Source organism: Streptomyces sp. NPDC090741, assembly GCF_044769045.1.
Classification (GTDB): Bacteria; Actinomycetota; Actinomycetes; order Streptomycetales; family Streptomycetaceae; genus Streptomyces.
On the sequence record NZ_JBIVXF010000019.1, the window covers coordinates 41,102 to 65,137 of the forward strand.

Here is a 24,036-nt window from a genome sequence, read left to right on the forward strand (position 1 = left end):
TGCGAGGCCGCCCTGGATACGTCGTCAGCCGACCGGTACCGCCGGGGAGTCCGGGGCGGTGGCCAGTCCGAGTTCGGCCCGGCACTCGGGCGAGCCGGCCGGGTCGAAGTGGGGGAGGCGGCCTGCGGGGACGATGCCCGGGAGGAGGAAGTTCCACAGGTCGACGATCCGCGTGTGCAGGTCGCCGCGGCCGGTGCGGACGTGTGAGGTGACCTGGATCCCGGTGAACGAGCCGACGAGGAGCGTCGAGAGGTCGTACAGGTCGAGCGACGGGAGGATGTCGCCACGGTCCTGGGCCGGCTTCAGGCAGCCGAAGACGGTGTCGATCCAGATGTTGTACGGGGTGGGGTCGGGGTTGGTGAAGGAGCCGAACTCGATGACGAGGCGGATGGCGGCGCGGATGCGGACGTTGGAGCGCAGTCCGTACGCCATCTGGTGGGTCAGGTCGATGACCGTCTGGAGGCCGGGTTCCTCGATGGCGGGGACGCCGTCGGAGACCTGGAACTGCTCGTCCATCAGGGCGCGGGCGAGGGATTCCTTGGACTGGAAGTGGAAGTACAGGGCGCCCTTGGTGACTCCGGCGTGCTTGACCACGTCGCTGAGGCTGGCGGCGCCGAAGCCGAAGCGGTCGAAGGCGATGGCTGCGCCGTCGAGGATCGCTTGCCGGGTGATCTCGGCACGTTCCTGGCGGGCCCTTGCCATGTGGGGGTCTCCTGGTGCAGTGGCGCTTGCCGCTTGTCTTTTGATGCTTGCCGTTGCTGGTGTGCGGGCTCTGGGCCCGCTGCTGCGGCCAGGGCTCGTACAAGGTTCAATTTAGTCGGATGACGTCAAAGAAAACCAGTCGACAAGTACTTTTTAGTGGGAGGCGACTGACGTGCTGTAGGAGTTGACGCCTTCGACGGCGTTAACGGCGTTAACGCCGTTAACGGTCGGACCCCCGGACCACGGACCCCCGGACCCCTCCGGCACGGTCGGCAGCCTTCGGCGTTAACGCCGTTAATGATCCACAAGGGATGGGCTCCCGCGTTAACGGCGTTAACGCCGTTAACGGTCCGCGGTGTGCGCGGTGGTCGCGGAGTCCAGGGCGGTGAGTGCCGCCGGCCAGGGGAAGTGGGGCGGGGCGTCGGGGCCGGCCGGGCCGGGGACGAAGCCGCCCTCGCCGTAGAGGACGGTGACCCCGGCGCCGCGCAGGGTCGCCAGGGACTGGTCGAACTGCGGGTGGGCGGCGAGGGCGGCGTTCATGCAGGGCATGGTGACCACGGGGGTGCCCTTGCCGATCGCCTCGGCGGCGACGCCGACGGCGAAGCGGTCGGTGAGGCCGAGGGCCCAGGCGTTGAGGGAGTTGAAGGTGGCCGGGGCGAAGAGCAGGGCGTCGGCGGCCGGCCACACGTCTGGCTCGCCCGGGAGTTTGTACTGCCAGCGCACGGGGTGGCCGGTCAGGGCGGCCAGGCCGTCGAGGCTTCCGGAGAGCCAGTGCGCGGCGGTGGGCGTGAGGCCGAGGCAGACGTCCCAGCCGCGGGACTGGGCGTCCTCGATCACGTGGGCCACGTCGAAGACGGGCGGGGCGGCGGAGCAGAGCAGGTAGAGAGTCCTCGTGGGGGTCATACCGACATGTGATCACATTGCTTGATCTCGACCCTAGTTGAGGGGCTGTGATCGGCCACTTTGAGCGAAGCACGAGTCTTTTCGCGGAGCGGCGATGAGTTTTGGGCCGGGGCGGGGTCTACCCCTGGACAGAGGATGGCATCAAGTGCGACAGGAGCATGTGGAGATGAGCAAGCCGGTTGAGGGCCCTGCCAGTTACTTCCCTTCGATCGAGAAGAAGTACGGGCGTCCCGTCGCAGAGTGGAAGGACCTGATCCGGTCCTCGCCGCTGACCAAGCACATGGAACTCGTCTCCTGGCTCAAGGCCGAGCACGGAGTGGGCCACGGCCACGCCAACGCCCTCGTCGCGCACACCCTCGGCGAGGACGCGGGACGGGCCTGAGCCGCCGCCCGTGGACGCTCGCGTATGGAGTTGAGCTTTTCGGCGATGTCGCGTCTCGTCGGTGCGGGCTTGACTTGAGTCATGACACAGACACACGCATCTACGGATAATTCGGCTGCCACCCTCGTCATCGGAGGGAACGGCAAGACCGGGCGGCGCGTTGCGCAGAAGCTCCGCGTCCAGGGGCGTCCCGTACGGATCGGGTCGCGGACCGGGGTTCCCGCCTTCGACTGGAACGTACCCGGAACCTGGGGCCCGGCGCTGGAGGGCATCGACCGGGTGTACGTGACCTACCACCCGGACCTCGGCTTTCCCGGGGCCGCCGAGCAGGTCGGGGCGTTCTCGGAGGCGGCCGTGGCCGCCGGGGCGGGCCGGCTGGTCCTGCTGTCCGGCCGGGGCGAGGAGGCCGCTCGGCGTGCGGAGGAGCGCCTGAAGGCGTCCGGGGCCGACTGGACGGTCGTCCGGGCCAGTTGGTTCAACCAGAACTTCGACGAGGACTTCTTCCTGGAGCCCGTACGGGCCGGGGAGATCGCCCTGCCGACCGCGGACGCCGTCGAGGCCTTCGTCGACACCGACGACATCGCCGACGTGGTGGTGGCCGCGCTCACCGACGACGGGCACATCGGCCGGACGTACGAGCTGTCCGGACCGCGGCTGATCAGCTTCGCCGACGTCGCCGCCGAGCTGTCGAAGGCGACGGGGCGCGAGATCGGGTACGTGCCCGTCTCGGACGAGGAGTACCGGGCCGTGCTCCGCGAGAACGGCCTGCCGCAGGAGTTCGCCGACCTGTTCGCGCAGATCCTCGACGGGCGCAACGCGCATCTGGTGCACGGGGTGGAGGAGGTGCTCGGCCGGCAGCCGAAGGACTTCGCCGACTACGCGCGCGAGGCGGCGGCGAGCGGTGTCTGGGAGGTCTGAGTCTCCGGCACGGGCCGGGCTCGCGGGGGAGGATGGGGCCATGGACACGCTGACCGGTCTCCTCGAAGGGCCCAAGGCGCGGGGCGCCTTCCTCCTCAAGGCCGTCTACAACCCGCCCTGGGCGGTACGGATCGAGGACCGGGCCCCGCTGTCGGTGGCCACGATGGTGCACGGATCGAGCTGGCTGCTCCCCGACGGCGGCGAGCCGGTACGGATCGGCCCCGGTGACGTGGCCGTCGTACGGGGGCCCGAGCCGTACACGATCGCCGACTCCCCGGACACGCCGGTGCAGATCACGGTGGACCCGGACCAGCGGTGCAGCACCGCGGACGGCGAGGACGTCACCGACAGCATGGCGCTGGGCGTGCGCACGTGGGGCGCGGAGCTCCAGGAGGCCGGGTCGGCGGTGATGCTGAGCGGCACGTACCAGGCGCCGAGCGAGATCGGCCGCCGGCTGCTGGGCGCGCTGCCGACGGTCGTGGTCCGGCCGGCGGCGGCCGCGGACGCCACGCTGATCGGGCTGCTCGCCTCGGAGATCTCCCGGGACGAGCCGGGCCAGGAGCTCGTCCTGGACCGGCTGTTGGACCTGCTGCTGATCGGGGTGCTGCGCACGTGGCTCGCGGATCCCGGCTCGGGGGCCCCGGGCTGGTACCGGGCGCAGGGCGATCCGGTGGTCGGCCGGGCGCTGCGGCTGCTGCACGAGAACCCGGCCCACGGCTGGACGGTGGAGGAGCTCGCGCACAAGGCCGGGGTCTCGCGGGCCTCGCTGGCGCGGCGGTTCACGGAGCTGGTGGGGGAGCCGCCGATGGCGTACCTGACGGGGTGGCGGCTGGCACTGGCGGCCGATCTGCTGCGGGAGCCGGACGCCACGGTGGCGACGGTGGCCCGGCGGGTGGGGTACGGGTCGGCGTTCGCGCTGTCGACGGCCTTCAAGCGGGTACGGGGCGTGAGCCCGCAGGAGTTCCGCACGGGGGCGGCGGCTGGGCCGTCGGCCCGGCCGGCGGCCGCTGCCGCCGCCGGGCCCTCGCGCACGGTGGTCCTGCCGGGGACGGCCTAGGCCGGCGGGAGGTCCAGTACGGCCACGGTCTGGCCGCCGCTCAGCTCGCCGGTGAGCTGGAAGCCCAGGCCCAGGTAGAACGGCTCGGGCGTGCCGGGGCCGGGCTCCCAGGTCACGTACGCGCGGTCGGAGCCGCGGCGGCGGAGCTCGGCGGTGACGGCCTGGACCGCGAAGCGGCCGTAGCCCTTGGCCTGGTGGGCGGCGGAGACGTTCAGGCGCCAGATGCCCGAGCGGATGTCGGCGGGGTCGCGCTCCGGGTCCCAGGCGATGTCGACGAAGGCCATGACGAAGCCGACCACCTCGTCGCCGTCGAGGACCGCGCGCGGCCAGGCGGTGTCCCCGTGGACGTAGGCCTCGGCGAGGGACTTGACGACGGGGGAGACGAGACGGGTCTGGTCGGGCCGTACCTGGACCGCGCACACCGCATCGAAGTTGGCTGCGGTGACCGGCTCCAGGCGGAGTGCGGAGGTGCTCATGGCCGCACCCTAACCGAGGGCGTGTCCCGCGCCGGCAGCGGATGTTTCGAGGTGGGATCAGTACCGGTGGAAAGGAGCTTCCCATGCCGACGAACACCGCAGGCGGCGGCCGTGGAACCGCGCAAGGGCCGGCGCGGCCCGGCTGACGGACTCGGGCGCTGGTGCTGTACGGGCGGGCCACCCCGTGTGGTGAAGGCCGTCAGGGCCCCGTCAGAGGCGGCCGCTCAGGACCAGGGCCCAGGCCAGGCAGCCGAGGGCGACCGTGCACAGCAGCGTCCGCCAGCGGTTGGCCGCCGCCCAGCGTGATGCGAAGGCCTGCCGGACGGCGGCCGGGTCGGCGATGCGCTCGACGGGGCCGGCCTGCTCCAGGGCGTTGTTGAGCGGGATGTTGACCCTGCCCGTGACACCGAGCTGGAGGGCGTACGCGACGAGCGCGGCGATCAGCGGTGGCGCGACGGAGCCCGCGCCGGAGGCGAGGTGCAGGATCAGGGCGAGGGCCGTCAGCAGCAGGGAGCCGAGGAATGCGGTCATGAACAGGCCGTTGATGATGGCGACGTTGACGCGCTGCATCACCTCGATGACCGTCCGGTCGTCCGAGCGCCGCAGCGCCGGCATCACGGACACGTCGAAGGCGAAGAACAGACCCGCCATCAGGCCCGTGGTGATGGTCGCGGCGATGAGTGCGGCGAGTCGTGCGACGTCCACGTGCGGTTCCCCCTGCTGAGGTCTGCTTGCGGTCGCTTACGGGTCATCGAATGGTCAAGGCTGCTGATCGTATGGTGGAGGAGTCCTCGGAAAGTGTGTGTCCACGCCACAACTCTGCCGGGAAACGACCGGTTCTCGCGGACCTGCTGGCACCATGCATCCACCTGCCGTCGTCTACGCACCGCGCACTCCCTGGAGGACACACGTGAAGGACTCGAAGGACAGGCTGGAAGCACTGCGGGCCGAGATCGAGCGCCGCAACCCCGCGCAGCCGGAGTTCCACCAGGCGGTGCGGGAGGTCCTGGAGACGCTGGCGCCCGTCTTCGCCGCCCGGCCCGAGTACGCGGATCCGGCGGTGGCGTTGGTGGAGCGGCTGACGGAGCCGGAGCGGCAGATCGTGTTCCGGGTGCCGTGGCAGGACGACCGGGGCCGGGTCCACGTCAACCGCGGCTACCGCGTCGAGTTCAACAGTGCGCTGGGACCGTACAAGGGCGGTCTTCGCTTCCACCCCTCCGTGGACATCGGTGTGGTGAAGTTCCTGGGCTTCGAGCAGATCTTCAAGAACGCGCTGACGGGGCTGGGGATCGGCGGCGGCAAGGGCGGCAGCGACTTCGACCCGCGCGGCCGCTCGGACGCAGAGGTCATGCGGTTCTGCCAGTCGTTCATGACCGAGCTGCACCGGCACATCGGCGAGCACACCGACGTGCCCGCGGGGGACATCGGTGTCGGCGGCCGCGAGATCGGCTACCTGTTCGGCCAGTACCGGCGCATCACCAACCGCTGGGAGGCCGGCGTCCTGACCGGCAAGGGGGCCGGCTGGGGCGGCTCCGCGATCCGGCCGCAGGCCACCGGCTACGGCAGTGTCCTGTTCGCCGCCGAGATGCTGAAGGTGCGGGGCGAGTCGCTGGACGGCCTGTCGGCGGTGGTCTCGGGCTCGGGCAATGTCGCGCTGTACACGATCGAGAAGCTCCAGCAGCTCGGCGCGAACCCGCTGACCTGCTCGGACTCCCACGGCTACGTCGTCGACGACAAGGGCATCGACCTCGCGCTGCTGAAGCAGATCAAGGAGGTCGAGCGCGGGCGGGTGAGCGAGTACGCGCAGCGGCGCGGCTCCTCGGCGCGGTACGTGCAGGGTGGGCGGGTCTGGGAGGTCCCGGCGGACGTGGCGTTCCCGTCCGCCACACAGAACGAACTGGACGGTCAGGACGCCCGTACGCTCATCGCGAACGGGGTCAAGGCGGTCTCCGAGGGCGCCAACATGCCGACCACCCCGCAGGCGGTACGGATCCTGCAGGAGGCCGGGGTCGCGTTCGGGCCCGGCAAGGCCGCCAACGCGGGCGGGGTCGCCGTCAGCGCCCTGGAGATGAGCCAGAACGCCGCCCGCATCGCCTGGAGCGCACAGCGCGTGGAGGACGAACTCGCGGGCATCATGCGCTCGATCCACGCGGTCGCGTACGAGACCGCCGAGCGGTACGGGACCCCGGGCGACTACGTGACCGGCGCCAACATCGCCGGCTTCGAGCGGGTCGCCGACGCGATGCTGGCCCAGGGCGTCATCTGACCGCCGGGCCGACACGCGGACACGCGGACACGCGGACACGCGGACACGCGGACGCGGGGTACGGAGCTCAGGCTCCGGACCCGGTTCCTCAAGCGCCGGTGGGGCGGGCGGGCCGTAGCCTGGGGCCGAGCTGCCGGAGTGAACACCGAGGGGGACGTGACCGTGCTGACGGCGTTGGACGGGGTGTACGGGGATCGGAAGGACGCGATCTCCGTCGCGGGGCGCAGTGCCTCGTACGAGGAACTGCTGGGCGCGGCGCGGGCGGTGGCCGCCGACGTGGCCGGGGCGAAGTCCTTCGCGATGACCGCGACGGCCTCCCTGGAGACCGTCGCCGCCGCGGTCGGGGGGCTGCTGGCCGGGGTGCCGTTCGTACCGCTGCCGCCCGACGCGGGGCCCAGCGAGCGCGAGCACATCCTGCGGGACTCCGGGGCCGAGCTCGTGGAAGTGGACTTCGCCCGGCGCTCCGACTGGACCGGGTCCGCGGTCGCGCCCGAGGACCCGGCGCTGGTGCTTTACACCTCCGGGACCACGGGCGCGCCCAAGGGCGTGGTGCTGACCGGCGCCGCGCTCGCCGCCGACCTGGACGCACTCGCCGGAGCCTGGCAGTGGAGCGCCGAGGACACCCTCGTGCACGGGCTGCCGCTGTTCCACGTGCACGGGCTCGTGCTCGGCGTCCTCGGAGCCCTGCGCACGGGCAGCCGCCTCGTGCACACCGGGCGCCCGACGCCGGAGGCGTATGCGTCGGCGGGCGGGAGCCTGTACTTCGGGGTGCCGACCGTGTGGTCCCGTATCGCCGCGGACCCCGAGGCCGCGGGCGCGCTGTCCGGGGCCCGCCTGCTGGTCTCGGGCAGCGCGGCGCTGCCCGCGCCCGTGTTCCGGGACCTGGAGCGGCTGACCGGGCTGCGGCCGGTGGAGCGGTACGGAATGACGGAGACGCTGATCACGGTCAGCGGGCGGGCGGGCGGCGAGGTCCGGCCCGGTACGGTCGGCACCCCGCTGCCGGGGATCCGTACCCGGATCGCGGCCGAGCCGGGCGCCGAGATCGGGGAACTCCAGCTGACCGGGCCGACGTTGTTCGCCGGGTACCTGGGCCGGCCGGAGGCCACGGCGGCCGCGTACACCGAGGACGGGTGGTTCCGTACGGGCGACATCGCGGCCGTGGACGAGGTGGACGGCGTGCACCGGATCGTGGGGCGGGCCTCCATCGACATGATCAAGTCGGGCGGGTACCGGATCGGCGCCGGGGAGATCGAGAACGCGCTGCTGGACCACCCCGCGGTGAGCGAGGCGGCGGTGGTGGGGCTGCCGGATGCGGACCTGGGGCAGCGGGTCGTGGCGTTCGTGGTGGCGCAGGGGGTGACGGGGGCGGAGCTCACGGACTTCGTCGCCGCGTACCTGTCCGCCCACAAGCGGCCGCGCGAGGTGCGGTTCGTGGCGGCGATCCCGCGCAACGCGATGGGGAAGCCGCAGAAGAAGCTGCTGCTGACGGGGGAGTTCGACCCGCAGTCGGACTGACGGCGGCACGGTGTGGCGTCGTCGTGGCGCCATCTGGCATCACCTGGCAGCAGATGGCACCAGATGGCGTCGGGTGGCGTCGGGTGGTGCCATTTCGTGTTTCCGAGGGTGCCTGAGCGCGCGTGGCGCCACCGTGGTGCAGGGTTTTTCCTCTGCGTTTTCGCAGGTGGGGCTCAGTTTCTCGGGCTCGGCGCCAGGAGTGGTGCCATCGGGGGTTGCATGTGGCGCCACAGTGGTGCCATCATTGAGTCATGGACCTCACGCCCTATGTCGACAACCTCCGCCGCGAACTCGCGGTGGCCGCCGAAGCCGGCGGGGAAGATGCCCGCCGGCTGGCCGAGCGGCTCACTGCTCCTCTGGAGTCGGCGACCCGCCTGACCATGCTCAACGTGCTCTCCGCCGCCATGGACGAGATCACCCGCGAGCTCGCCCCCGGCTCGGTCGACGTACGGCTGCGCGGACTGGACCCCGACTTCGTGGTGACGCTGCCGCCCACCGAGGGCGGCGCCCCCGCCGAGCCGGACGCGCCCTTCGAGCCGCTCCCGAGCCCGATCGCGGCCGACGGCGACGAGGGTGGCACCGCCCGCGTCAACCTGCGCCTGCCGGCCCACCTCAAGGCGCGCGCCGAGGAGGCCGCCAACCGCGAGGGCCTGTCGGTCAACGCGTGGCTGGTACGGGCCGTGTCGGCCGCGGTCGACGGCGGCACCCGGCCGCGGCCGGCGGAGAAGACCCGGACCGTCGGACAGAGCATCACGGGCTGGGTGCGCTAGCCGGGCCCCTGCCCGCACCGCACCACGTCACCCACACCACGTCACCCGCACCACTTCACCCACAGACCCAAGAGGACGGGACAGCCATGCCTTCTTTCGACACTCCCGAACCGATCTCGGCCACGGCGCGCGTGGAGGCCGGTTCCATCCAGTTCGCCGCGGGCGACCGCCCCGACACCGTCGTCGAGGTGCGCCCCCGCGACCCGAAGAAGGACCTGGATGTGCGGACGGCCGAGCAGACCGAGGTCGCGTACTCGGGCGGCGTACTGACCGTCAGGACGCCCAAGTCCAACATGTTCGGCCGCACGGGCGTCGTCGACGTGACGGTCGACCTGCCCACGGGCTCGCGCATCGACATGACCGGCTCCTGGACCCAGGTGCTCGGTGAGGGCCGGCTCGGCGAGGTCCGCGTGAAGACCTCGTCCGGCGATGTCCGCCTCGACACCACCGGGCCGCTGTACCTGAAGGCCTCGCACGGGTCCATCACCGTCGACCGGGTCGAGGGCACGGCCGAGATCACCACCAGCTCCGGCAGCCTGCGCGTCGGTCTCGTCGACGGGTCCGCCGTCCTGAAGAACTCGCACGGCACCACGACCGTCGGCGCCGCGACCGGCGAGCTGCGGGTGAGCGGAGCCAACGGCGACATCGAGATCCGGCGCGCCGAGGACTCGGTCACCGCCACCACCGCCCACGGCACCCTGCGCGTCGGCGAAGTGGTCCGCGGCACCGTCCAGCTGGAGACCTCGTACGGCGCCATCGAGGTCGGCGTCCGCGAGGGCACGGCCGCCTGGCTCGACGTCAGCTCGGCCTCCGGCCAGGTGCGCAACGCGCTCACCCCCTCCGAGACCCCGGAGGGGACCGAGGAGACCGTCCAGGTCCGCGCCCGCACCCGGCACGGCAACATCGACGTCCGCCGCGCCAAGGCCTGAGCCCTCCCCCCCCTTCAACCGGCGCCGTCTTCCGCTCACTTCAGCCTTCGAATGGAGGGCCCCATGCCTTCTTCTGACATGTCCATGCCCAGGCCCAGGCAGGCCGGCGGTCACGCCACGCCCGCCGCCGTCTCCACCACCGGTCTGCGCAAGTCGTACGGTGACAAGGCCGTCCTCGACGGCGTCGATCTGCACATCCCGGCCGGGTCCGTGTTCGCGCTGCTCGGGCCCAACGGTGCCGGCAAGACCACCGTCGTGAAGATCCTGTCCACGCTCATCACCGCCGACGGCGGGCAGGCCCGGGTCGCGGGCCACGACATCGCCACGTCACCGGACGGGGTGCGCGCCGCGATCGGCGTCACCGGGCAGTTCTCCGCCGTCGACGGGCTGATCACCGGCGAGGAGAACATGCTCCTCATGGCGGACCTGCACCACCTCTCCCGCAGCGAGGGGCGGCGCGTCGCCGCCGAACTGCTGGAGCGCTTCGACCTGGTGGAGGCCGCGAAGAAGCCCGCCTCCACGTACTCCGGCGGCATGAAGCGCCGCCTCGACATCGCCATGACGCTGGTCGGCAACCCGCGGATCATCTTCCTCGACGAGCCGACCACCGGTCTCGACCCGCGCAGCCGCCACAACATGTGGCAGATCATCCGCGAGCTGGTCACGGGCGGCGTCACCGTCTTCCTCACCACGCAGTACCTGGACGAGGCGGACGAGCTCGCCGACCGCATCGCCGTGCTCAACAACGGCAGGATCGCGGCCGAGGGCACCGCCGAGGAGCTCAAGCGGCTGATCCCCGGCGGACACGTCCGGCTCCGCTTCTCCGACCCGGCCGCGTACCGCAGCGCCGCTCTCGCACTGCGCGAGGTCACCCGGGACGACGAGGCGCTGTCGCTGCAGATCCCCAGTGACGGCAGCCAGCGCGAGCTGCGCTCCCTCCTCGACCGGCTGGACTCCGCCGGCATCGAGGCGGACGAGCTGACCGTGCACACCCCCGACCTCGACGACGTGTTCTTCGCCCTGACCGGCGGCACCGACCAGACCGACCAGACCGCCCAGACCAGCCAGCCGAACCAGCCCAAGGAGACTGCCCGATGAGCTCGCTCGCCCTCGCCGTCCGCGACTCGTCCACGATGCTGCGCCGCAACCTCCTGCACGCGCGGCGCTACCCGTCCCTCACGCTGAACCTGCTGCTGACGCCGATCATGATGCTGCTGCTCTTCGTCTACATCTTCGGCGACGTGATGAGCGCGGGCATGGGCGGCGGCGCCGACCGCTCCGCGTACATCGCCTACCTCGTACCGGGCCTCCTGCTGATGACCGTCGGCTCCACCACCATCGGCACCGCGGTGTCCGTCTCCAACGACATGACCGAGGGCATCATCGCCCGCTTCCGCACGATGGCGATCCACCGCGGCTCGGTGCTCGTCGGGCACGTCATCGGCAGCGTGCTGCAGTCGGTCGCCAGCGTGGTCCTCGTGGGGGCCGTGGGCGTGGCCATCGGCTTCCGCTCCGTGGACGCCACGGCCCTGGAGTGGCTCGCGGCGTTCGGGCTGCTCACGATGTTCGCCCTGGCGCTCACCTGGATCGCGGTCGGGATGGGCATGGTCAGCCCGAACGCCGAGGCGGCCAGCAACAACGCGCTGCCGCTGATCTTCCTCCCGCTCATCTCCAGCGCCTTCGTCCCGGTCGACGCCATGCCGGGCTGGTTCCAGCCGATCGCCCAGTACCAGCCGTTCACGCCGGCCATCGAGACCCTGCGCGGGCTGCTGCTCGGTACCCAGATCGGCAACAACGGGTGGCTCGCGCTCGGCTGGTGCCTGGCCCTCTCCGTGCTCGGCTACTTCTGGTCGAAGGCGGTCTTCAACCGCGACCCGAAGTAGCCGCCGCAGTCCTTCCCGCCCCGAGGGCGGCGTGCCCCGACACCACGTCGGCGTACGCCGCCCTCGGGCGCGTTCCGGGGGCTCGGCGTTCAGTCGCTGCTCGCTTCCCGCTGGAGCCGGGGTTCAGGGGGGCTCAAGAGGGCCCGGAAGACGCGGAGCCGGGGGCAGCGACTGAAGGAAAGCGACTGAGCGACTCTTCGGTCGCTCGGAGAGCGGGAGAGAAAGTGCAGGTCAGAGGCGTTGGTTGAAGGAAACAGCGACTGAAGCGACTCAAGGTCCGGGTATATGGAGACATTGGCGTGCGCGTGCGCATGCGCGTGTGCGCGTCATATATAGGGGTCTTCAGTCGCTTCAGTCGCTGTTTTGCCTTGCACAGGGCTGTGACCTGGTGTTCTGTGAGCTACTCAACGAGCGACCGAACGAGACTGAGTCGCTGTCCGTTCAGTCGCTCAGTCGCTGGGACTGAGCGTGGACACGTACATCTGTTCTGGCCCATATGCCTCTCGGCACCCAGTGGTTTCGCTAATCTGTTGTTGGGCGTTGAGTCGCTTCAGTCGCTGATGGGGGAAGTGAATGGCAGCTGAGCTGCGGGTTTCGCGCAGCGACCCAAGGCAGTTCACGAGAGCTGCAGCGGTCGTGTCGCAGCCTCTGACGACTGCCACGTGGTGCGCGCGCCAGGGGTGGCCGGTTCACCCTCTTGCGCCGGGCCGCAAGACGCCCGTGGGCAACTGCGACGCCTGCCGCGCGGCGGGCCACGACCGGGGCGCCTGCGACTGCCTGCGGGCGGGCCGCTGGTGCCACGGGTTCCATGCCGCCACGCTCGACTGCGAGCGGATCCGCCAGTGGTGGGGTGCGCGACCCGATCTCGGGGTCGGCGTCGCCACCGGTCCGGCCGGCCTGGTGGTCATCGACATCGACGCGCACGCGACGGAACTCCCCGGCCGCGAACGGCTGCTGCCGGGCATCCCCATCGCCGACACCGTCGACCTGACCGGACTGGCCAACGGGTTCCACACCCTGGGCGTGCTGGCGGCGTTACGCGGTGCCACGAGCCCGGCGGACGACGAGACGACCCTGCGCGTACGGACCCCGTCCGGGGGCCTGCACGTCTGGTACCGCAACGAGAGCGGCCGGCGGTGGCAGTGCTCCGCCGGGTCGGGCAGCGGCCGGGCGCTGGCCTGGCAGGTCGACGTACGGGCGCACGGCGGGTACATCGTGGCCCCGGGGACCGTGACCCCCGCCGGGGTCTACCGGCCGCTGGGGTCCGTACGGATGCCCGCGCCGCTGCCGCTCTGGCTCGCAGGGGAACTGGAGCGCACCGGGCACCTGCCCGCCGAGGCCGTTCCCGGGCCCCGGCCCGTGCCGCCCCGGGCCCGGCAGGCCGTCATCGCGGCAGGCGGGGGACGGGCGGTGTCGGACCGGGTCCTGGCGGGAGTGCTGGCCGAGGTCGCCGGCTGCGCCGCGATGGCCGAAGGGGCCGCGTTCTCCGAGAAGTTGAACCGCGCCGCCTACACCGCCGGGGGACTCGTCGCCGCCGGGCACGTCACCGAGGCAGAGGCCCTGCGGGCCCTGGAGGACGCGGCCGGAGCGGCCCGCCCCGGGCAGGAGCGCCGCTGCCGCGCCATCATCCGCGGCGGGCTGAGTGCGGGCCTTGCGCGCCCGCTGGCCCTCCGAGGCCGCGTGTGAGGCCGCGTGTGAGGCCGGAGAACGACGGAATGCTGGCCGGTTTCGACGTGGAGCCCGGTTTCGACGTACAGGCCGTCGCGGCGCAGATCCTCGCGCAGCCCCTACCGGCGCCCCGCGGCTCCCAGGAGTCCCTGGAGCCCGCCGGATACCCGACAGGCCGGGAGACGGCCGACAGCGGCCCGGGAGAGCCGGTGCCGGGGACCTTGGAGGCCCTGGCGGTGGCGGGCGGTGAGGCGACGGCCGACGGGCTGTTGCCCGACACGCTCACCGACCGGGGCAACGCCAAACTGTTCGTCAAGCTCTACCGCAACGACTACCGGCACGTTCCCGGGATCGGCTGGTTCCGCTGGGACGGCACGCGCTGGCAGATCGACGAGGACGACACCGTCATGTGGTCCGCGGGCGACCTCGCGGAGTCCATAGCCACCACCGACCCCCGGGGCGTCTACACCGCGGCCGCGCTCCAGCAGCACCGCCGCCGCACGCTCAGCACCAGCGGGATGAACGCCATGCTCACCCAGGCGAAGTCCGCCCCGGGCATGGTGCTCAACGCCGCGCGCCTGGACGCCGATCCGTACGCGCTGTGTACGCCCGCCGGTGTCGTGGACCTGCGGAGCGGGCACGTCCGCCCCGCCGAGCCCACGAAGGACTTCCACTCCCGCTCCACCTCGGCGGCGCCGCAGCAGATGCCCACGCCCCGCTGGAACCGCTTCCTGACCGACACCTTCGGCGAGGGGCCGGAGGGCGCGGAGATGATCGACTTCCTCCAGCTGCTGCTCGGCTACTCGGTCACCGGGGACGTCGGCGCCCAGGTCATGCCGTTCCTGTTCGGCTCCGGCAAGAACGGCAAGTCCGTACTGCTGGACGTGCTGATGAAGCTGCTCGGGGACTACGCGGACGCGGCGCCCCCCGGGTTCCTGATGTCGCGTCCGTACGAGGGGCACCCGACCGACCTCGCCGAACTGCACGGCCGCCGGGTGATCGTGTGCAGCGAGGTCAAACCGGGCGACCGCTTCGACGAGGCCCGCGTCAAACTGCTGACGGGCGGCGACCGCATCAAGGCGCGCCGGATGCGCCAGGACTTCTTCAGCTTCGAGCCGACGCACAAGATGTGGCTGCTGGGCAACCACCGGCCTGAGGTCGGCACCGGCGGATTCGCGTTCTGGCGGCGCATGCGGCTGATCCCGTTCGAGCGGGTCGTCTCCGACGACCGCAAGATCGACAACCTGGCGGACGTCCTCGTCACCCAGGAGGGTCCGGGCATCCTCAACTGGCTCATCGACGGCGCCCGCCGCTACCTCGGCGGCGACCGGGACCTCACGGGGCCGGAGCGGGTCCGCATCGCGACGACGGCGTACGCGGAGACCGAGGACCACACCGGGCGCTTCATCGGCGAGACCTGCCGGCTGGAGGCCGATCTGAGGGCGGAACAAGCACAGCTCTACGCGGCCTACAGGGGCTGGTGCCAGAATGAGGGCGCCCCGGCGATCTCTTCCCGGGCCTTCGCGGCGCGCGTACGCGAGTCGGTGGGACTGGCCTCGCCGAAGGAAATGATCCTGTCCAACCAGCGCAAGTACTACCCGGGCATCGGCCTGCTCGCGGACGAGGAGACAGTGTGAGCGCCCTCATCGCAGAAGACGAGATCGTGCACGAAGTGGACCTCGTCTGGCTGGAGGACATCAGCAGGCTCGACTACGTCCGCCAGAGCCTGGACCGGCTGCCGACGCGGCGCGGGCGGCCCGCGTACCACCGCGACGGGCGGATGGTCGGGTACGCGCTGCTGGGGCCGAAGGCGAAGCCGTCGCGTTCCTCCGGCACCTTCCGGCGGCGGGTGTTCTGGCTGCTGCCGCACGACCGGGACACCGCCCCGGAGGGGCTGTACGCGACGGGGGCGCCGGCCGAGGCGGTGGACGCCCGGACGCTGGCACCGGGCAACAAGGGGCGCAAGACGGAGCGTTCGGAGGGCGGGCCGATGTCCTCGGCGGTGCGCGGGCTCCTTCCGTAGCTCCTTGGCTCCTTGGCTCCCAGCGGTGCTCGCTGCCGTGCTCGCTTGCCGTGGTTCCCTGCCGTGGCTCCTCGCGCAGGCCTTGATCCCTCGTACGGCCCGCGTCCCCGAGCGCCTTGCTCCCTCCTTGCGTCTTCCTTGGAAAAGAAACGGGCCACCCGGTATATTTCCGGTCCTGAGGGGTCGTCAACGGGGGAGGGCACCGCTGTGCAGGGGGAACGTCGTATGCGGGCGCAGGTGGCGGTGGTGGGCGGGGGGCCCGTCGGGATGCTCGTGGCGGCCGAGTTGGCCGCGTACGGAGTCGACACGGTGCTCCTCGAATCCCGGGCCCGCGTGTCCGAGCGGCCCAAGGCGACCACGCTGCACGCCCGGGCCGTGCAGTGCCTGGCCCGGCGCGGCCATCTGCCGGCGCCGGCCGTCCCGTACTCCGGCGCCCGGGGCGTCCGGACCGGGAGCCCCTTCCACTTCGCCGGGCTGCCCGGCCTGTTCATCACCGCGCCCGAGACTGAGCCGGAGCCGATCCTCAAGTGCCCCCAGGCGCAGCTGGAGCGGCAGTTCGAGGAGCGGGCCCGGGAGGCGGGCGCGCGGATCCTGCGGGAGCACCGGGTGACCGGGGTGGTCCAGGACGAGGAGCCGGACGGGGTCCGGATCACGGCCGAGGGGCCGCAGGGGCCGGTGGTGTACGACGTGCGGTACGTGGTGGGGGCGGACGGTGCGCGCAGTACGGTCCGCGAGCGGGCGGGCATCGCCTCCGACACCCATCCGGCCACGATCTCCGCGCTGATGGGCGCCGTCAGGCTCGCCGAACCGGACGCGCTGGCTCCGGGCTGGCACCGGACCCCGCGCGGCTGGATCGTGGCCAAGGGCGACGCCGAGGGCAGGACGCACATCCGGACGCTCAACTGCGCGGGGGCGCACGCCGACCGGCACCTGCCGCCCACGCCGGAGGAGCTGCGCCGCGAGGTGTCCTGGATCGCCGGACGCGAGATCGCGATGGGGGAGGCGCGCTGGCTCGGCCGGTTCAGCGATTTCTCCCGGCTGGCGCGGACCTTCCGCGAGGGGCGGGTCTTCCTGGTGGGGGACGCGGCGCACGTGCACTTCCCGATCGGCGGGCAGGGCCTGAGCACGGGGGTGCTCGACGCCCTCAACCTGGCCTGGAAGCTGGCGCTCACGGTGCGCGGGGAGGCGGGCCCGGACCTGCTCGGCACGTACGACGCGGAGCGCAGGCCGGTCGCCCGGCGGGTCATCGAGAACACCCGGGCCCAGCTCGCGCTGATGCGGCCGGGGCCCGAGCTCGACGCCCTGCGCGGGGTGTTCTCGGGGCTGCTGGCGCAGGAGGGGGCCCAGGGGCATCTCGGCGGCCTCATCAGTGCGCAGGACACGGTGCTCCCGGCGGTGCTCCCGGCGCATCCCGGGCGTTCCTGCCCGGGTGCAGGAACGTTTCTGCACAATGCCGCACTGACCACCTCGACCGGCGAGACGGACGTCATCCGGCTGCTCCAGGGCGGCCGGCCGCTGCTGCTGCTCCTCGGCGAGAAGGGCGCCGGCCACCGCGAGGAGGCGCGGGACTGGGACGGGATCCTGCGCGTGGTGCGCGCCCGGCCCACGCCCGACGTGCCGTACGAGGCCCTGCTGGTGCGGCCCGACGGCTACATCGCGTGGGCGCCGGGCGGCGCGGACCTGGCCGACGCGCTGTCGGTGTACTTCGCCAGGGGCGCCCGTGCGGGGTGCCGGTGACGGCGTACCGCCGCCCGGTGCGGGGGTACGGCGCGCCGGGCGGCGGCTCCGACTCCCGCGCGGGGTCAGCCGGGGGTGGTCGCGAGTTCCAGGGCGTCCGCCGCCTTGAGGGCTTCGGCGTAGACCGCGCCTCCGCGGCTCTCGGCGAGGTCGAGCGAGGCGAGGACGGAGGAGACGGCGACGCTGGGCAGCAGGTGGCGCACCAGCGCGGAGGTCCGGGCCGCCAGGTCGCGGTAGTCGCAGATGGCCTGGGACATGGACTGGATGCCCGCGAACGTTCCCACGATCACGTCGGCGGTCTCTTCGGGTACGACCTGGGGCAGCAGCTCGCCCTGCTGCTGGGCCTTCTGGAGCGTGACGGTGACGACCTCGGCCCAGCGTACGAACGGGCCGCTGCGGTCGAGGCCCTGGGCCAGCTGGTCCATGGTCAGCCGTACGCCGGCGCGGACCATGGGATCGGTCTGCAGGCGGTAGGCGTGGAGCATCACCATGTCCACGATCTCCTGCACCTTGGAAGCCCGCTCGGGGACCAGGATCCGCTGGTCCTGCCCGGCGAGGACTCCCTGGGCCAGGTCGTCCTTGGACTGGAAGTGGAAGTACAGGGCGCCCTTGGTCACCCCGGCCTCGGTGAGGATCTGGGAGATCGTGGCGGCTTGGTAGCCGTACTCCTCGAAGATCTTGGCCGCCGCGGTAAGGATCGCCTGCCGAGTGCGGATGGCCCGGACTTGCTCAGCCACGTTGCCTCCTCCCTCCTCTGTTCATGGGGCATGTAAAAAAACCGCCCAGTTCGTATCTTACAGCGGGTGACGGTCATCGGATGGTGGCCGGTGGCGGAAAATGTCAGGTCAGGGAGGGAAGGTCATGATTCTGGTCACGGGGGCCACGGGGACGGTCGGACGCGAAGTGGTCCGAAGACTGCCTGTCGACCTGCGGTTTCGCGTAATGTCGAGAAATCCGGAACGGGTTGTGGGCCTCCGCCCGCCTGTGGAGGCCGTCCACGGCGACCACCGGGACCGGCGGTCGCTCGTACGGGCCCTGCGCGGCGTGAGCGCGGCCTTCCTGGTGACCGCGGACGTCGGCGGCGACGGGGATGCGCGGTTCATCCGGGCCGCGCGGTCGGCCGGCGTACGGCACATCGTGAAACTGTCCGCCGCGGCCGTGGCGGACCCCGGGGCCGATGACCTGATCACCCGGTGGCAGCGCGGGAACGAGGAGCTGCTGCGCGGCTCGGGGATGGAATGGACGCTGCTGCGCCCGCGCTCGTTCATGTCCAACACCCTGTCCTGGGCGGCGACGGTGCGCGCGGAGCGGGTGGTGCGGGCGCTGTGCGGGGCGTCGGGCAACGCGTGCGTGGATCCGCGCGACATCGCGGACGTGGCGGTACGGGCTCTCACCGGGGACGGGCACGCGGGGCGTTCGTACACGCTGACCGGCCCGGAGGCGATCACCGCGGCCGAGCAGACCGCGCAGCTCGCGGAGTTGCTGGGCCGTCCGCTGCGCTTCGAGGAACTGGGCCGGGAGCAGGCGCGGGCGGCGCTGCGGGTCAGGTACCCGCACGAGCTCGTCGAGGCGCTGCTGCAGAGCGCGCAGCGGCAGCGCGCGGGGGCGAAGGCCCAGGTGGACGGGACGGTGCCCGTGTTGCTCGGCCGTCCTGCCGGCTCCTTCCGCGGGTGGGCGAGGGATCACCTGGGTGCTTTCGTGTGAGGGTGCCGCGCGGTCCCGCCGGCGCCGGCTCCCGGGCTGTCAGACGTCGTACGACGCCGCGGACACGGTGGAGCTGAAGACGGGGCTGCCGTTCTGATGACCCGTGACCACAACGGCATCCCGGCCCTCGGGTACGGCTTCACGGGGCAGCGTGTGCGCCTCGATGACACACGGAGCGTCCAGTTCCGCATACCGCTCGAAGGTGCTGTCCATGCCGAGCGGAAGGAAAGCTGAACGTCCCAGCACGGCGGAGGCGGCCTGCCGGGCGGCTTCGAGCAGTGCCATGCCCGGTACATGGTCGACGGGGTGGTCGAACAGCACCGGGTGGCGGGTGTCCGCCCGCAGGAACCAGCGGTTCGGCTGATCGGTGGGGGAGAGGACGACGTCCATGGGCGAGACGCGTCCCACGCTCTGCGGGGCCGCCGGGGCGGTGAGCGGCAGGCGGCGCTGCTCGCCGCTCAGGGCGCGGTCGCCGCGCAGCCGCTCGTAGACGGTGGGCGCGATGCACGTGTACGAGGCGGCCGCGGTCGCCGCCAGTTCGCCGTCGCGGCGCAGGGCGGCCTCGTAGCGCAGTCCGGCCAGCCGGTTGCCGCGGCGCCGTACGTCGGTGCAGGTGACTTCGATGTCGATGGAGGCGGGGGCGCTGCCCACGACGAGCTGCTCGGGCCGCACCGCGATGCTGAGGTCGCGCATCAGGAACTGGTGCCCGAACGGGACACCGAACTCGGCGTGGCCGAGGAGCGCGCCGACCTGGCGGAAGGTCTCCACGGCCATGAGGGGGTCATGGTGGGTGCCGTGTACGGGTATGAAGAAGCTATGGCTGCGGGGCCATTGGGCGGTGACGGTGAAGTGGGTGTCGTCCTGGCGCTCCCAGTCGGTGAGCATGACCTCGGCGACGGCTGCTCGGTGCACTAATTCCTTGGGGACCGTGGTGGTCCATGTGGAGAGGATTGCGGGGCGACTGGCCGAAGTCCAAGTGGCCCGTCGCTTCATTTCTCTGTCGAACCCGGTTAGTTCAACTTGAAACGTGCTCGCAGACATTGCTCCCCCTGGGCTCCGCTGGCGAGAAGGGCTTGTTGCCTCTGGCGGGAAAGATACATACCAACCGGTTTAATTTCTAGCGGTATCCGACCGTCCGTTCGTGCGAACGGCGGATGCTTTCCTTCCGAATATCGCGTTTCCGCTGGTCGGAGCCGGTTCTCTCGGGCCCCGTCCCACTCTAGTCGCACCCTGGGTGACCTTTCGTGGTCCCGGGTGAGTTGAGTGCCATCAGAGCGATTCTCAAGTCTGCTGATCAATGGTGACCGAATGTCTTCGGTCGCTCGGCCCGATCTTCGGTCGCCTTTGGTCCGGCTTGAGCCGAAGGTAAGGCGTAAGAGCCTTCCTCGCCGGAAACCGCGCAGACGGTTTGTTATATTGGGGAGCGGGAGCGACCACCTCGCGACGCTCCATGGCAAGCACCTGCCGGCCCGCCCTCGCGGGCGTGGCACCCCTCGCAGTGACGGAGCAGTCGATGGTCAAACAGGAACGCGCGGCGCGTACGCGCGAAACCCTGATCCGATCCGCAGCCGAGACCTTCGATCGGGACGGCTTCTCGGTGGCCTCGCTCACCGCGATCAGTTCGCTGGCCGGGGTGAGCAACGGGGCGCTGCACTTCCACTTCCCGAGCAAGGCCGCACTGGCGAACGCCGTGGAGGAGGCGGCGCTGACCCGGCTGCTGGCGCTCACGGGGAATGCGCGTGTGGATGTGGAGGGGGGTGTGCTCCCGGCCGGGGAGGGCCGGGTGCAGCTCCTCGTCGACGTCACCCACGGGCTCGCGGGGGCGCTGCGCGCCGACCCGGTGCTGCGGGCCGGGTTCGCGCTGAGCGGCGAGCTGTCCCGGCCGCGCCCGGGCGACCTGCGCGAACGCTGGCGCCGCTGGGTCGAGGAGACGCTGCGGCAGGCGGAGGCGGAGGGCGAGTTGCGTCCCGAGGCGGCGGCCGGGGACGTGGTGACCGCCGTGGTGGCGGCGACCGTGGGCTTCGAGGTGCTCGCCGTACGGGACGGGGCGTGGCTGTCGGCGGCGACGGTGACCCGGTTCTGGCGGCTGCTGCTGCCGACGCTCGTACCGGCGGACCGGCTCGCCGGTTTCGAGGCCGCCGGGACGGCCCGGCGGTCCGTGTAGTCATCGCGTTGGTCCCTCTGGTCCCTCTAGTCCCTCCTGGTCCCTCGCGGGGTGGCGGGGCGGTGCCCCGGCCCTTCGCGTACGAGCGCGGGGGGCCGGGGCGCTTCTGTTCGTGGTGAACGGGTGGGGCAGACGCGTGTGTTCACTCTGTCCGTACGCGGACTTCGCGGTTTGTTTTGCCAAATCTAGGGCCGTCCTGGAGAGAGTACGGAGTGGGGCTACAGCGGCCTCCGCACTCTGACGGTCCGACAAACACGCAGGTCAAGACCGTATTTTGAGGGTTCGTTAGGTGGGCTAAGAAACAAAACAGCGCGGTCGGTTTCGTATTGACAAACCGCCGGTCCTGTTTTTTACTGGCGGAGGCTCATCCACGGACAGGGGAGTATGGCGTGGACATCGAAGTACTGGGCACACTGGCGGTGCGGGAACGCGGAATCTCCGTTACGCCGACCGCCCCGAAGCCGCGACAGGTGCTGGCGCTGCTGGCGCTCCATGCCGACCAGGTCGTTCCGGTGTCGGCTCTGATAGAGGAACTGTGGCAGGGGGCACCGCCGCGCAGCGCACGGACCACACTGCAGACCTACGTCCTGCAGCTGCGGGCCCTCATCGCGACAGCCCTGGAGCAGGGCGAGGCCGCCGGCGAGGGCGAAGCGGCCCCCGCGGGACGGCGTACCGCCAAGGACGTGCTCGTCACGCTGCCCGGGGGCTATCTGCTCAACAGCGGCGGCGGCACCAGCGACGTCCGCGAGTTCGACCGGCTCGCCGGCATGGGCTACCGGGCGATGGACGCGGGCGACTTCCCGGGCGCGGCCCGGCTGCTGCGCGAGGCGCTGTCGCTGTGGTCCGGACCGGCCTTCGCCGACGTACACGGCGGCATCCAGCTGGACATGGAGACGCGGCGGCTGGAGGAGACCCGGCTCTGCGCGCTCGACCAGCGCATCGAGGCCGATCTGCGGATCGGGCGGCACCGTGAACTGCTGGCCGAACTCACCGTGCTGGCCAGCCGCTACCGCACCCACGAGAACCTGCACGGCCAGTTCATGCTGGCCCTGCACCGCTCCGGCCGGCGCGGCGAGGCCCTCGACGTCTACCAGCGGCTGCGCGCCACGCTCGTACGCGAGCTCGGGCTGGAGCCGTCGGCCGCCCTGCGCCGGCTGCAGCGCTCGATCCTCATGGCCAGCCCCGAGACTCCGGTGGCGGCGGAGACCAACAGCGAGCGACTTGTACGCGTGGGCTGAGATGGCCGCCGCACGCGACACCGACACCGACACCGGGAACGCGGCCGGGACCGGGGCCCGGGGCCGCAAGCGCGCCCGGACCACGGGCCGAGGAGGCAGCGCCGTGCAGGAGAGGTCGGAGCGGACCCGCAGGAAGCTCGTGCACGCGGGCGCCGAGATGTTCCACCGCAACGGCTACGCGAACGCGACGCTCCTGGAGATCGCCTCGTTCGCCGGAGTGACCAAGGGGGCGCTGTACTTCCACTTCGCCTCCAAGGACGAACTGGCGGAGGCGGTCCAGCTGCGCGGCTGCGAGCTGCTGCGCGAAGCGGTGCGCGAACTGCGCGCATCCGGCAGCTCCCCGCTCCAGACCCTGGTCGACACGACGCACTGGCTCGCGCTCAACCTGCGTGAGGAACCGGCGATTCCGGCCAGCTTCCGCATCACCAAGGAGTGCGCGGGACTGCCCGCGCTCGCCACCGACTTCCACCGGATCTGGCTCGCGGAGGTCTGCGGGCTGCTGTGCGAGGCCCGGGACGCGGGCGAACTGCGCGCCGAGGGCCGCTGGGAGAGCATCGAATCCCTGGTCGCCGCGGCGGCCTGCGGCATCGAGGCGCTGGCGGCCACGGGCATGCCGTACGCCGAGCTGCAGCGCCGGGTGTCGGGGCTGTGGTCGCTGCTGCTGCCGAGCCTGGTGCCGGAGGGTGCGGAACGGCAGTTCCGGCTCGGGATGCCGGATCCCGACACGGCGCCGCGACGGGTGGCGGACGTACGGGGCGAGAGCGCGCACTGCCCGTCTCGTCCGGTGTTCTCCGGCAGCAGCGCGTGACCGCGACCGTGATTGTGACCCTGACCCTGACCGTGTGCCACCCGACGGCTTGGAGGAGCCTGCGATGACGATGGATCATCCTGCGGACATACTGACCGACCTCATCGGAGTGCTCGGCGACGTCCTGCGGGTCAAGTCGGAGAAGATCGACCCCGAGCAGACCTTCCAGTCCATGGGGCTCGACTCCCTGCTGGTCGTGGAGTTCGTGGCCGTCGTCAACACCCGGTACGGACTGCGCGTGCGCGCGACCGACCTCTACGACTTCCCGACCCCGGTGTCCTTCGCGCGCGAGGTCGCGCGGGCGGCGAGCAGTGCGGCCGGCAGCGCCGCTGCCGCGCCTGCGCCGGTTGCCGCGGCGGCGGCTCCCGTTGCGGCGGCGGGGTACGAAGCGCCGGTCGCCGTCCCGTCCGCCTCCGCCGCTTCCTCCGCTTCCGCCGCCGCCCGGCAGTCGCCGGCGGCCGCCGCGGCGACCCGGATCGCGGAGGTGCTGCGCGAGCAGCTCGCGGGGATCCTGTGCTGCGACCCCTGGGACATCAACACCACGGCCGCGTTCAACGTGCTCGGTGTCGACTCGATGGTGGGCGCGGAGTTCATCGCGGTCGTCAACCGCAGCTTCGGCCTGCAGGAGCGGTCCGTCCTGCTGTACGAGCACCCGAACCTGGCCGCCATGGCCGCGTACATCGCGACGCGGACGGGGGCGGCGGCGCAGGCGGTCCAGGCCGCGCAGGTGGCGCAGGCAGCGCAGGCCCCGGCTGCCCCGGCTGCCACGGCCCAGGCACCCGGCGTACGGCCGCTTCCGGGCGGCGACCTCGACGTCCTGCTGGACGCGATCCGCGACGACCGGCTCACCGTGGACGAGGCTCTCGTGCTGCTCGGCCGTCGCGGCTGAAGCC

Annotated in this window: 24 protein-coding genes; 18 read left to right on the top strand and 6 right to left on the bottom strand. The window is 71.7% G+C overall.

Annotated features, from left to right (window positions below):
• Positions 1-24: 24 nt before the first annotated feature.
• Entirely contained in the window at positions 25-702 is a 678-nt protein-coding gene (locus ACIQU4_RS36200) for a ScbR family autoregulator-binding transcription factor (protein WP_403740190.1), read from the bottom strand.
• Between the two features lie 342 nt (positions 703-1,044).
• On the bottom strand, positions 1,045-1,605 hold the full coding sequence (locus tag ACIQU4_RS36205; protein ID WP_403740193.1) for a flavoprotein: 561 nt from the start codon (positions 1,603-1,605) through the stop codon (positions 1,045-1,047).
• Positions 1,606-1,771: 166 nt separating this feature from the next.
• Between ACIQU4_RS36205 and ACIQU4_RS36210 the strand changes: the two genes are divergently transcribed.
• The 3 genes from ACIQU4_RS36210 (at position 1,772) to ACIQU4_RS36220 (ending at position 3,962) form a co-directional block, all read left to right on the top strand.
• Positions 1,772-1,987, top strand: coding sequence for a DUF4287 domain-containing protein (locus tag ACIQU4_RS36210; RefSeq protein WP_403740195.1), 216 nt, complete (start codon positions 1,772-1,774; stop codon positions 1,985-1,987).
• Positions 1,988-2,068: 81 nt separating this feature from the next.
• A complete protein-coding gene (locus ACIQU4_RS36215; protein ID WP_403740196.1) occupies positions 2,069-2,905 on the top strand; it encodes an NAD(P)H-binding protein in 837 nt (278 codons plus the stop codon).
• 40 nt (positions 2,906-2,945) lie between these two features.
• The gene (locus ACIQU4_RS36220; RefSeq protein ID WP_403740199.1) at positions 2,946-3,962 is read left to right on the top strand and encodes an AraC family transcriptional regulator; all 1,017 of its coding nucleotides are present in this window, start codon (positions 2,946-2,948) and stop codon (positions 3,960-3,962) included.
• Here the strand turns inward: ACIQU4_RS36220 and ACIQU4_RS36225 are convergent.
• Complete coding sequence (locus tag ACIQU4_RS36225; RefSeq protein ID WP_403740202.1) at positions 3,959-4,438, bottom strand: GNAT family N-acetyltransferase; 480 nt, start codon at positions 4,436-4,438, stop codon at positions 3,959-3,961. The two genes, ACIQU4_RS36220 and ACIQU4_RS36225, sit on opposite strands and share 4 nt — an antisense overlap.
• A gap of 210 nt (positions 4,439-4,648) precedes the next feature.
• Positions 4,649-5,143 carry a DUF1772 domain-containing protein gene (locus ACIQU4_RS36230; RefSeq protein ID WP_403740205.1) on the bottom strand — a complete coding sequence of 165 codons (495 nt, stop codon included), beginning with the start codon at positions 5,141-5,143 and terminating at the stop codon, positions 4,649-4,651.
• Between the two features lie 154 nt (positions 5,144-5,297).
• On the opposite strand from ACIQU4_RS36230, the gene gdhA reads away from it, so the two are divergent.
• The 10 genes from gdhA (at position 5,298) to ACIQU4_RS36280 (ending at position 17,229) form a co-directional block, all read left to right on the top strand.
• Complete coding sequence (gene gdhA / locus ACIQU4_RS36235) at positions 5,298-6,704, top strand: NADP-specific glutamate dehydrogenase (RefSeq protein WP_403740207.1); 1,407 nt, start codon at positions 5,298-5,300, stop codon at positions 6,702-6,704.
• 162 nt (positions 6,705-6,866) lie between these two features.
• The gene (locus tag ACIQU4_RS36240) at positions 6,867-8,219 is read left to right on the top strand and encodes an AMP-binding protein (RefSeq protein WP_403740417.1); all 1,353 of its coding nucleotides are present in this window, start codon (positions 6,867-6,869) and stop codon (positions 8,217-8,219) included.
• A 251-nt stretch (positions 8,220-8,470) separates the two neighbouring features.
• A complete protein-coding gene (locus tag ACIQU4_RS36245; RefSeq protein ID WP_331742549.1) occupies positions 8,471-8,989 on the top strand; it encodes a hypothetical protein in 519 nt (172 codons plus the stop codon).
• Positions 8,990-9,075: 86 nt separating this feature from the next.
• On the top strand, positions 9,076-9,918 hold the full coding sequence (locus tag ACIQU4_RS36250) for a DUF4097 family beta strand repeat-containing protein (RefSeq protein ID WP_403740210.1): 843 nt from the start codon (positions 9,076-9,078) through the stop codon (positions 9,916-9,918).
• Positions 9,919-9,981: 63 nt separating this feature from the next.
• Complete coding sequence (locus ACIQU4_RS36255) at positions 9,982-11,016, top strand: ATP-binding cassette domain-containing protein (protein WP_403740212.1); 1,035 nt, start codon at positions 9,982-9,984, stop codon at positions 11,014-11,016.
• Positions 11,013-11,801: an ABC transporter permease gene (locus ACIQU4_RS36260; RefSeq protein WP_403740215.1), complete on the top strand. Its 789-nt coding sequence runs from the start codon at positions 11,013-11,015 to the stop codon at positions 11,799-11,801. The genes ACIQU4_RS36255 and ACIQU4_RS36260 overlap by 4 nt, the downstream gene beginning before the upstream one ends.
• 573 nt (positions 11,802-12,374) lie before the next feature.
• Positions 12,375-13,487: a bifunctional DNA primase/polymerase gene (locus tag ACIQU4_RS36265; protein WP_403740218.1), complete on the top strand. Its 1,113-nt coding sequence runs from the start codon at positions 12,375-12,377 to the stop codon at positions 13,485-13,487.
• Positions 13,488-13,516: 29 nt separating this feature from the next.
• Positions 13,517-15,106: a phage/plasmid primase, P4 family gene (locus ACIQU4_RS36270; RefSeq protein ID WP_403740420.1), complete on the top strand. Its 1,590-nt coding sequence runs from the start codon at positions 13,517-13,519 to the stop codon at positions 15,104-15,106.
• Complete coding sequence (locus ACIQU4_RS36275; protein WP_053692515.1) at positions 15,103-15,492, top strand: DUF6009 family protein; 390 nt, start codon at positions 15,103-15,105, stop codon at positions 15,490-15,492. Before ACIQU4_RS36270 ends, ACIQU4_RS36275 begins: the two co-directional genes overlap by 4 nt.
• A gap of 225 nt (positions 15,493-15,717) precedes the next feature.
• Complete coding sequence (locus tag ACIQU4_RS36280) at positions 15,718-17,229, top strand: FAD-dependent monooxygenase (protein WP_403740222.1); 1,512 nt, start codon at positions 15,718-15,720, stop codon at positions 17,227-17,229.
• Positions 17,230-17,294: 65 nt separating this feature from the next.
• Here ACIQU4_RS36280 and ACIQU4_RS36285 read toward each other — a convergent pair whose 3' ends face one another.
• Positions 17,295-17,966, bottom strand: coding sequence for a ScbR family autoregulator-binding transcription factor (locus ACIQU4_RS36285; RefSeq protein WP_403740225.1), 672 nt, complete (start codon positions 17,964-17,966; stop codon positions 17,295-17,297).
• Between the two features lie 124 nt (positions 17,967-18,090).
• On the opposite strand from ACIQU4_RS36285, the gene ACIQU4_RS36290 reads away from it, so the two are divergent.
• Positions 18,091-18,933: an SDR family oxidoreductase gene (locus ACIQU4_RS36290; RefSeq protein ID WP_403740228.1), complete on the top strand. Its 843-nt coding sequence runs from the start codon at positions 18,091-18,093 to the stop codon at positions 18,931-18,933.
• A 39-nt stretch (positions 18,934-18,972) separates the two neighbouring features.
• Here the strand turns inward: ACIQU4_RS36290 and ACIQU4_RS36295 are convergent, their stop codons facing one another.
• On the bottom strand, positions 18,973-19,974 hold the full coding sequence (locus ACIQU4_RS36295) for a ScbA/BarX family gamma-butyrolactone biosynthesis protein (protein ID WP_403740231.1): 1,002 nt from the start codon (positions 19,972-19,974) through the stop codon (positions 18,973-18,975).
• A 442-nt stretch (positions 19,975-20,416) separates the two neighbouring features.
• Between ACIQU4_RS36295 and ACIQU4_RS36300 the strand changes: the two genes are divergently transcribed.
• The 4 genes from ACIQU4_RS36300 to ACIQU4_RS36315 all read left to right on the top strand — a co-directional run bounded on the left by ACIQU4_RS36300 (position 20,417) and on the right by ACIQU4_RS36315 (position 24,032).
• Entirely contained in the window at positions 20,417-21,097 is a 681-nt protein-coding gene (locus ACIQU4_RS36300; RefSeq protein WP_403740235.1) for a ScbR family autoregulator-binding transcription factor, read from the top strand.
• A gap of 389 nt (positions 21,098-21,486) precedes the next feature.
• The gene (locus ACIQU4_RS36305) at positions 21,487-22,335 is read left to right on the top strand and encodes a BTAD domain-containing putative transcriptional regulator (RefSeq protein WP_403740238.1); all 849 of its coding nucleotides are present in this window, start codon (positions 21,487-21,489) and stop codon (positions 22,333-22,335) included.
• A gap of 1 nt (position 22,336) precedes the next feature.
• Entirely contained in the window at positions 22,337-23,143 is an 807-nt protein-coding gene (locus ACIQU4_RS36310) for a ScbR family autoregulator-binding transcription factor (RefSeq protein ID WP_403740240.1), read from the top strand.
• A gap of 64 nt (positions 23,144-23,207) precedes the next feature.
• On the top strand, positions 23,208-24,032 hold the full coding sequence (locus ACIQU4_RS36315) for an acyl carrier protein (protein ID WP_403740242.1): 825 nt from the start codon (positions 23,208-23,210) through the stop codon (positions 24,030-24,032).
• Positions 24,033-24,036 lie beyond the last annotated feature (4 nt).

Bases quoted from the DNA above. Each gene is read 5' to 3' on its own strand.
- ACIQU4_RS36200 (WP_403740190.1), bottom strand. From the start codon at position 702: ATGGCAAGGGCCCGCCAGGAACGTGCCGAGATCACCCGGCAAGCGATC.
- ACIQU4_RS36205 (WP_403740193.1), bottom strand. From the start codon at position 1,605: ATGACCCCCACGAGGACTCTCTACCTGCTCTGCTCCGCCGCCCCGCCC.
- ACIQU4_RS36210 (WP_403740195.1), top strand. From the start codon at position 1,772: ATGAGCAAGCCGGTTGAGGGCCCTGCCAGTTACTTCCCTTCGATCGAG.
- ACIQU4_RS36215 (WP_403740196.1), top strand. From the start codon at position 2,069: ATGACACAGACACACGCATCTACGGATAATTCGGCTGCCACCCTCGTC.
- ACIQU4_RS36220 (WP_403740199.1), top strand. From the start codon at position 2,946: ATGGACACGCTGACCGGTCTCCTCGAAGGGCCCAAGGCGCGGGGCGCC.
- ACIQU4_RS36225 (WP_403740202.1), bottom strand. From the start codon at position 4,438: ATGAGCACCTCCGCACTCCGCCTGGAGCCGGTCACCGCAGCCAACTTC.
- gdhA (WP_403740207.1), top strand. From the start codon at position 5,298: ATGCATCCACCTGCCGTCGTCTACGCACCGCGCACTCCCTGGAGGACA.
- ACIQU4_RS36245 (WP_331742549.1), top strand. From the start codon at position 8,471: ATGGACCTCACGCCCTATGTCGACAACCTCCGCCGCGAACTCGCGGTG.
- ACIQU4_RS36250 (WP_403740210.1), top strand. From the start codon at position 9,076: ATGCCTTCTTTCGACACTCCCGAACCGATCTCGGCCACGGCGCGCGTG.
- ACIQU4_RS36255 (WP_403740212.1), top strand. From the start codon at position 9,982: ATGCCTTCTTCTGACATGTCCATGCCCAGGCCCAGGCAGGCCGGCGGT.
- ACIQU4_RS36260 (WP_403740215.1), top strand. From the start codon at position 11,013: ATGAGCTCGCTCGCCCTCGCCGTCCGCGACTCGTCCACGATGCTGCGC.
- ACIQU4_RS36265 (WP_403740218.1), top strand. From the start codon at position 12,375: ATGGCAGCTGAGCTGCGGGTTTCGCGCAGCGACCCAAGGCAGTTCACG.
- ACIQU4_RS36270 (WP_403740420.1), top strand. From the start codon at position 13,517: ATGCTGGCCGGTTTCGACGTGGAGCCCGGTTTCGACGTACAGGCCGTC.
- ACIQU4_RS36280 (WP_403740222.1), top strand. From the start codon at position 15,718: ATGCGGGCGCAGGTGGCGGTGGTGGGCGGGGGGCCCGTCGGGATGCTC.
- ACIQU4_RS36290 (WP_403740228.1), top strand. From the start codon at position 18,091: ATGATTCTGGTCACGGGGGCCACGGGGACGGTCGGACGCGAAGTGGTC.
- ACIQU4_RS36295 (WP_403740231.1), bottom strand. From the start codon at position 19,974: ATGTCTGCGAGCACGTTTCAAGTTGAACTAACCGGGTTCGACAGAGAA.
- ACIQU4_RS36310 (WP_403740240.1), top strand. From the start codon at position 22,337: ATGGCCGCCGCACGCGACACCGACACCGACACCGGGAACGCGGCCGGG.
- ACIQU4_RS36315 (WP_403740242.1), top strand. From the start codon at position 23,208: ATGACGATGGATCATCCTGCGGACATACTGACCGACCTCATCGGAGTG.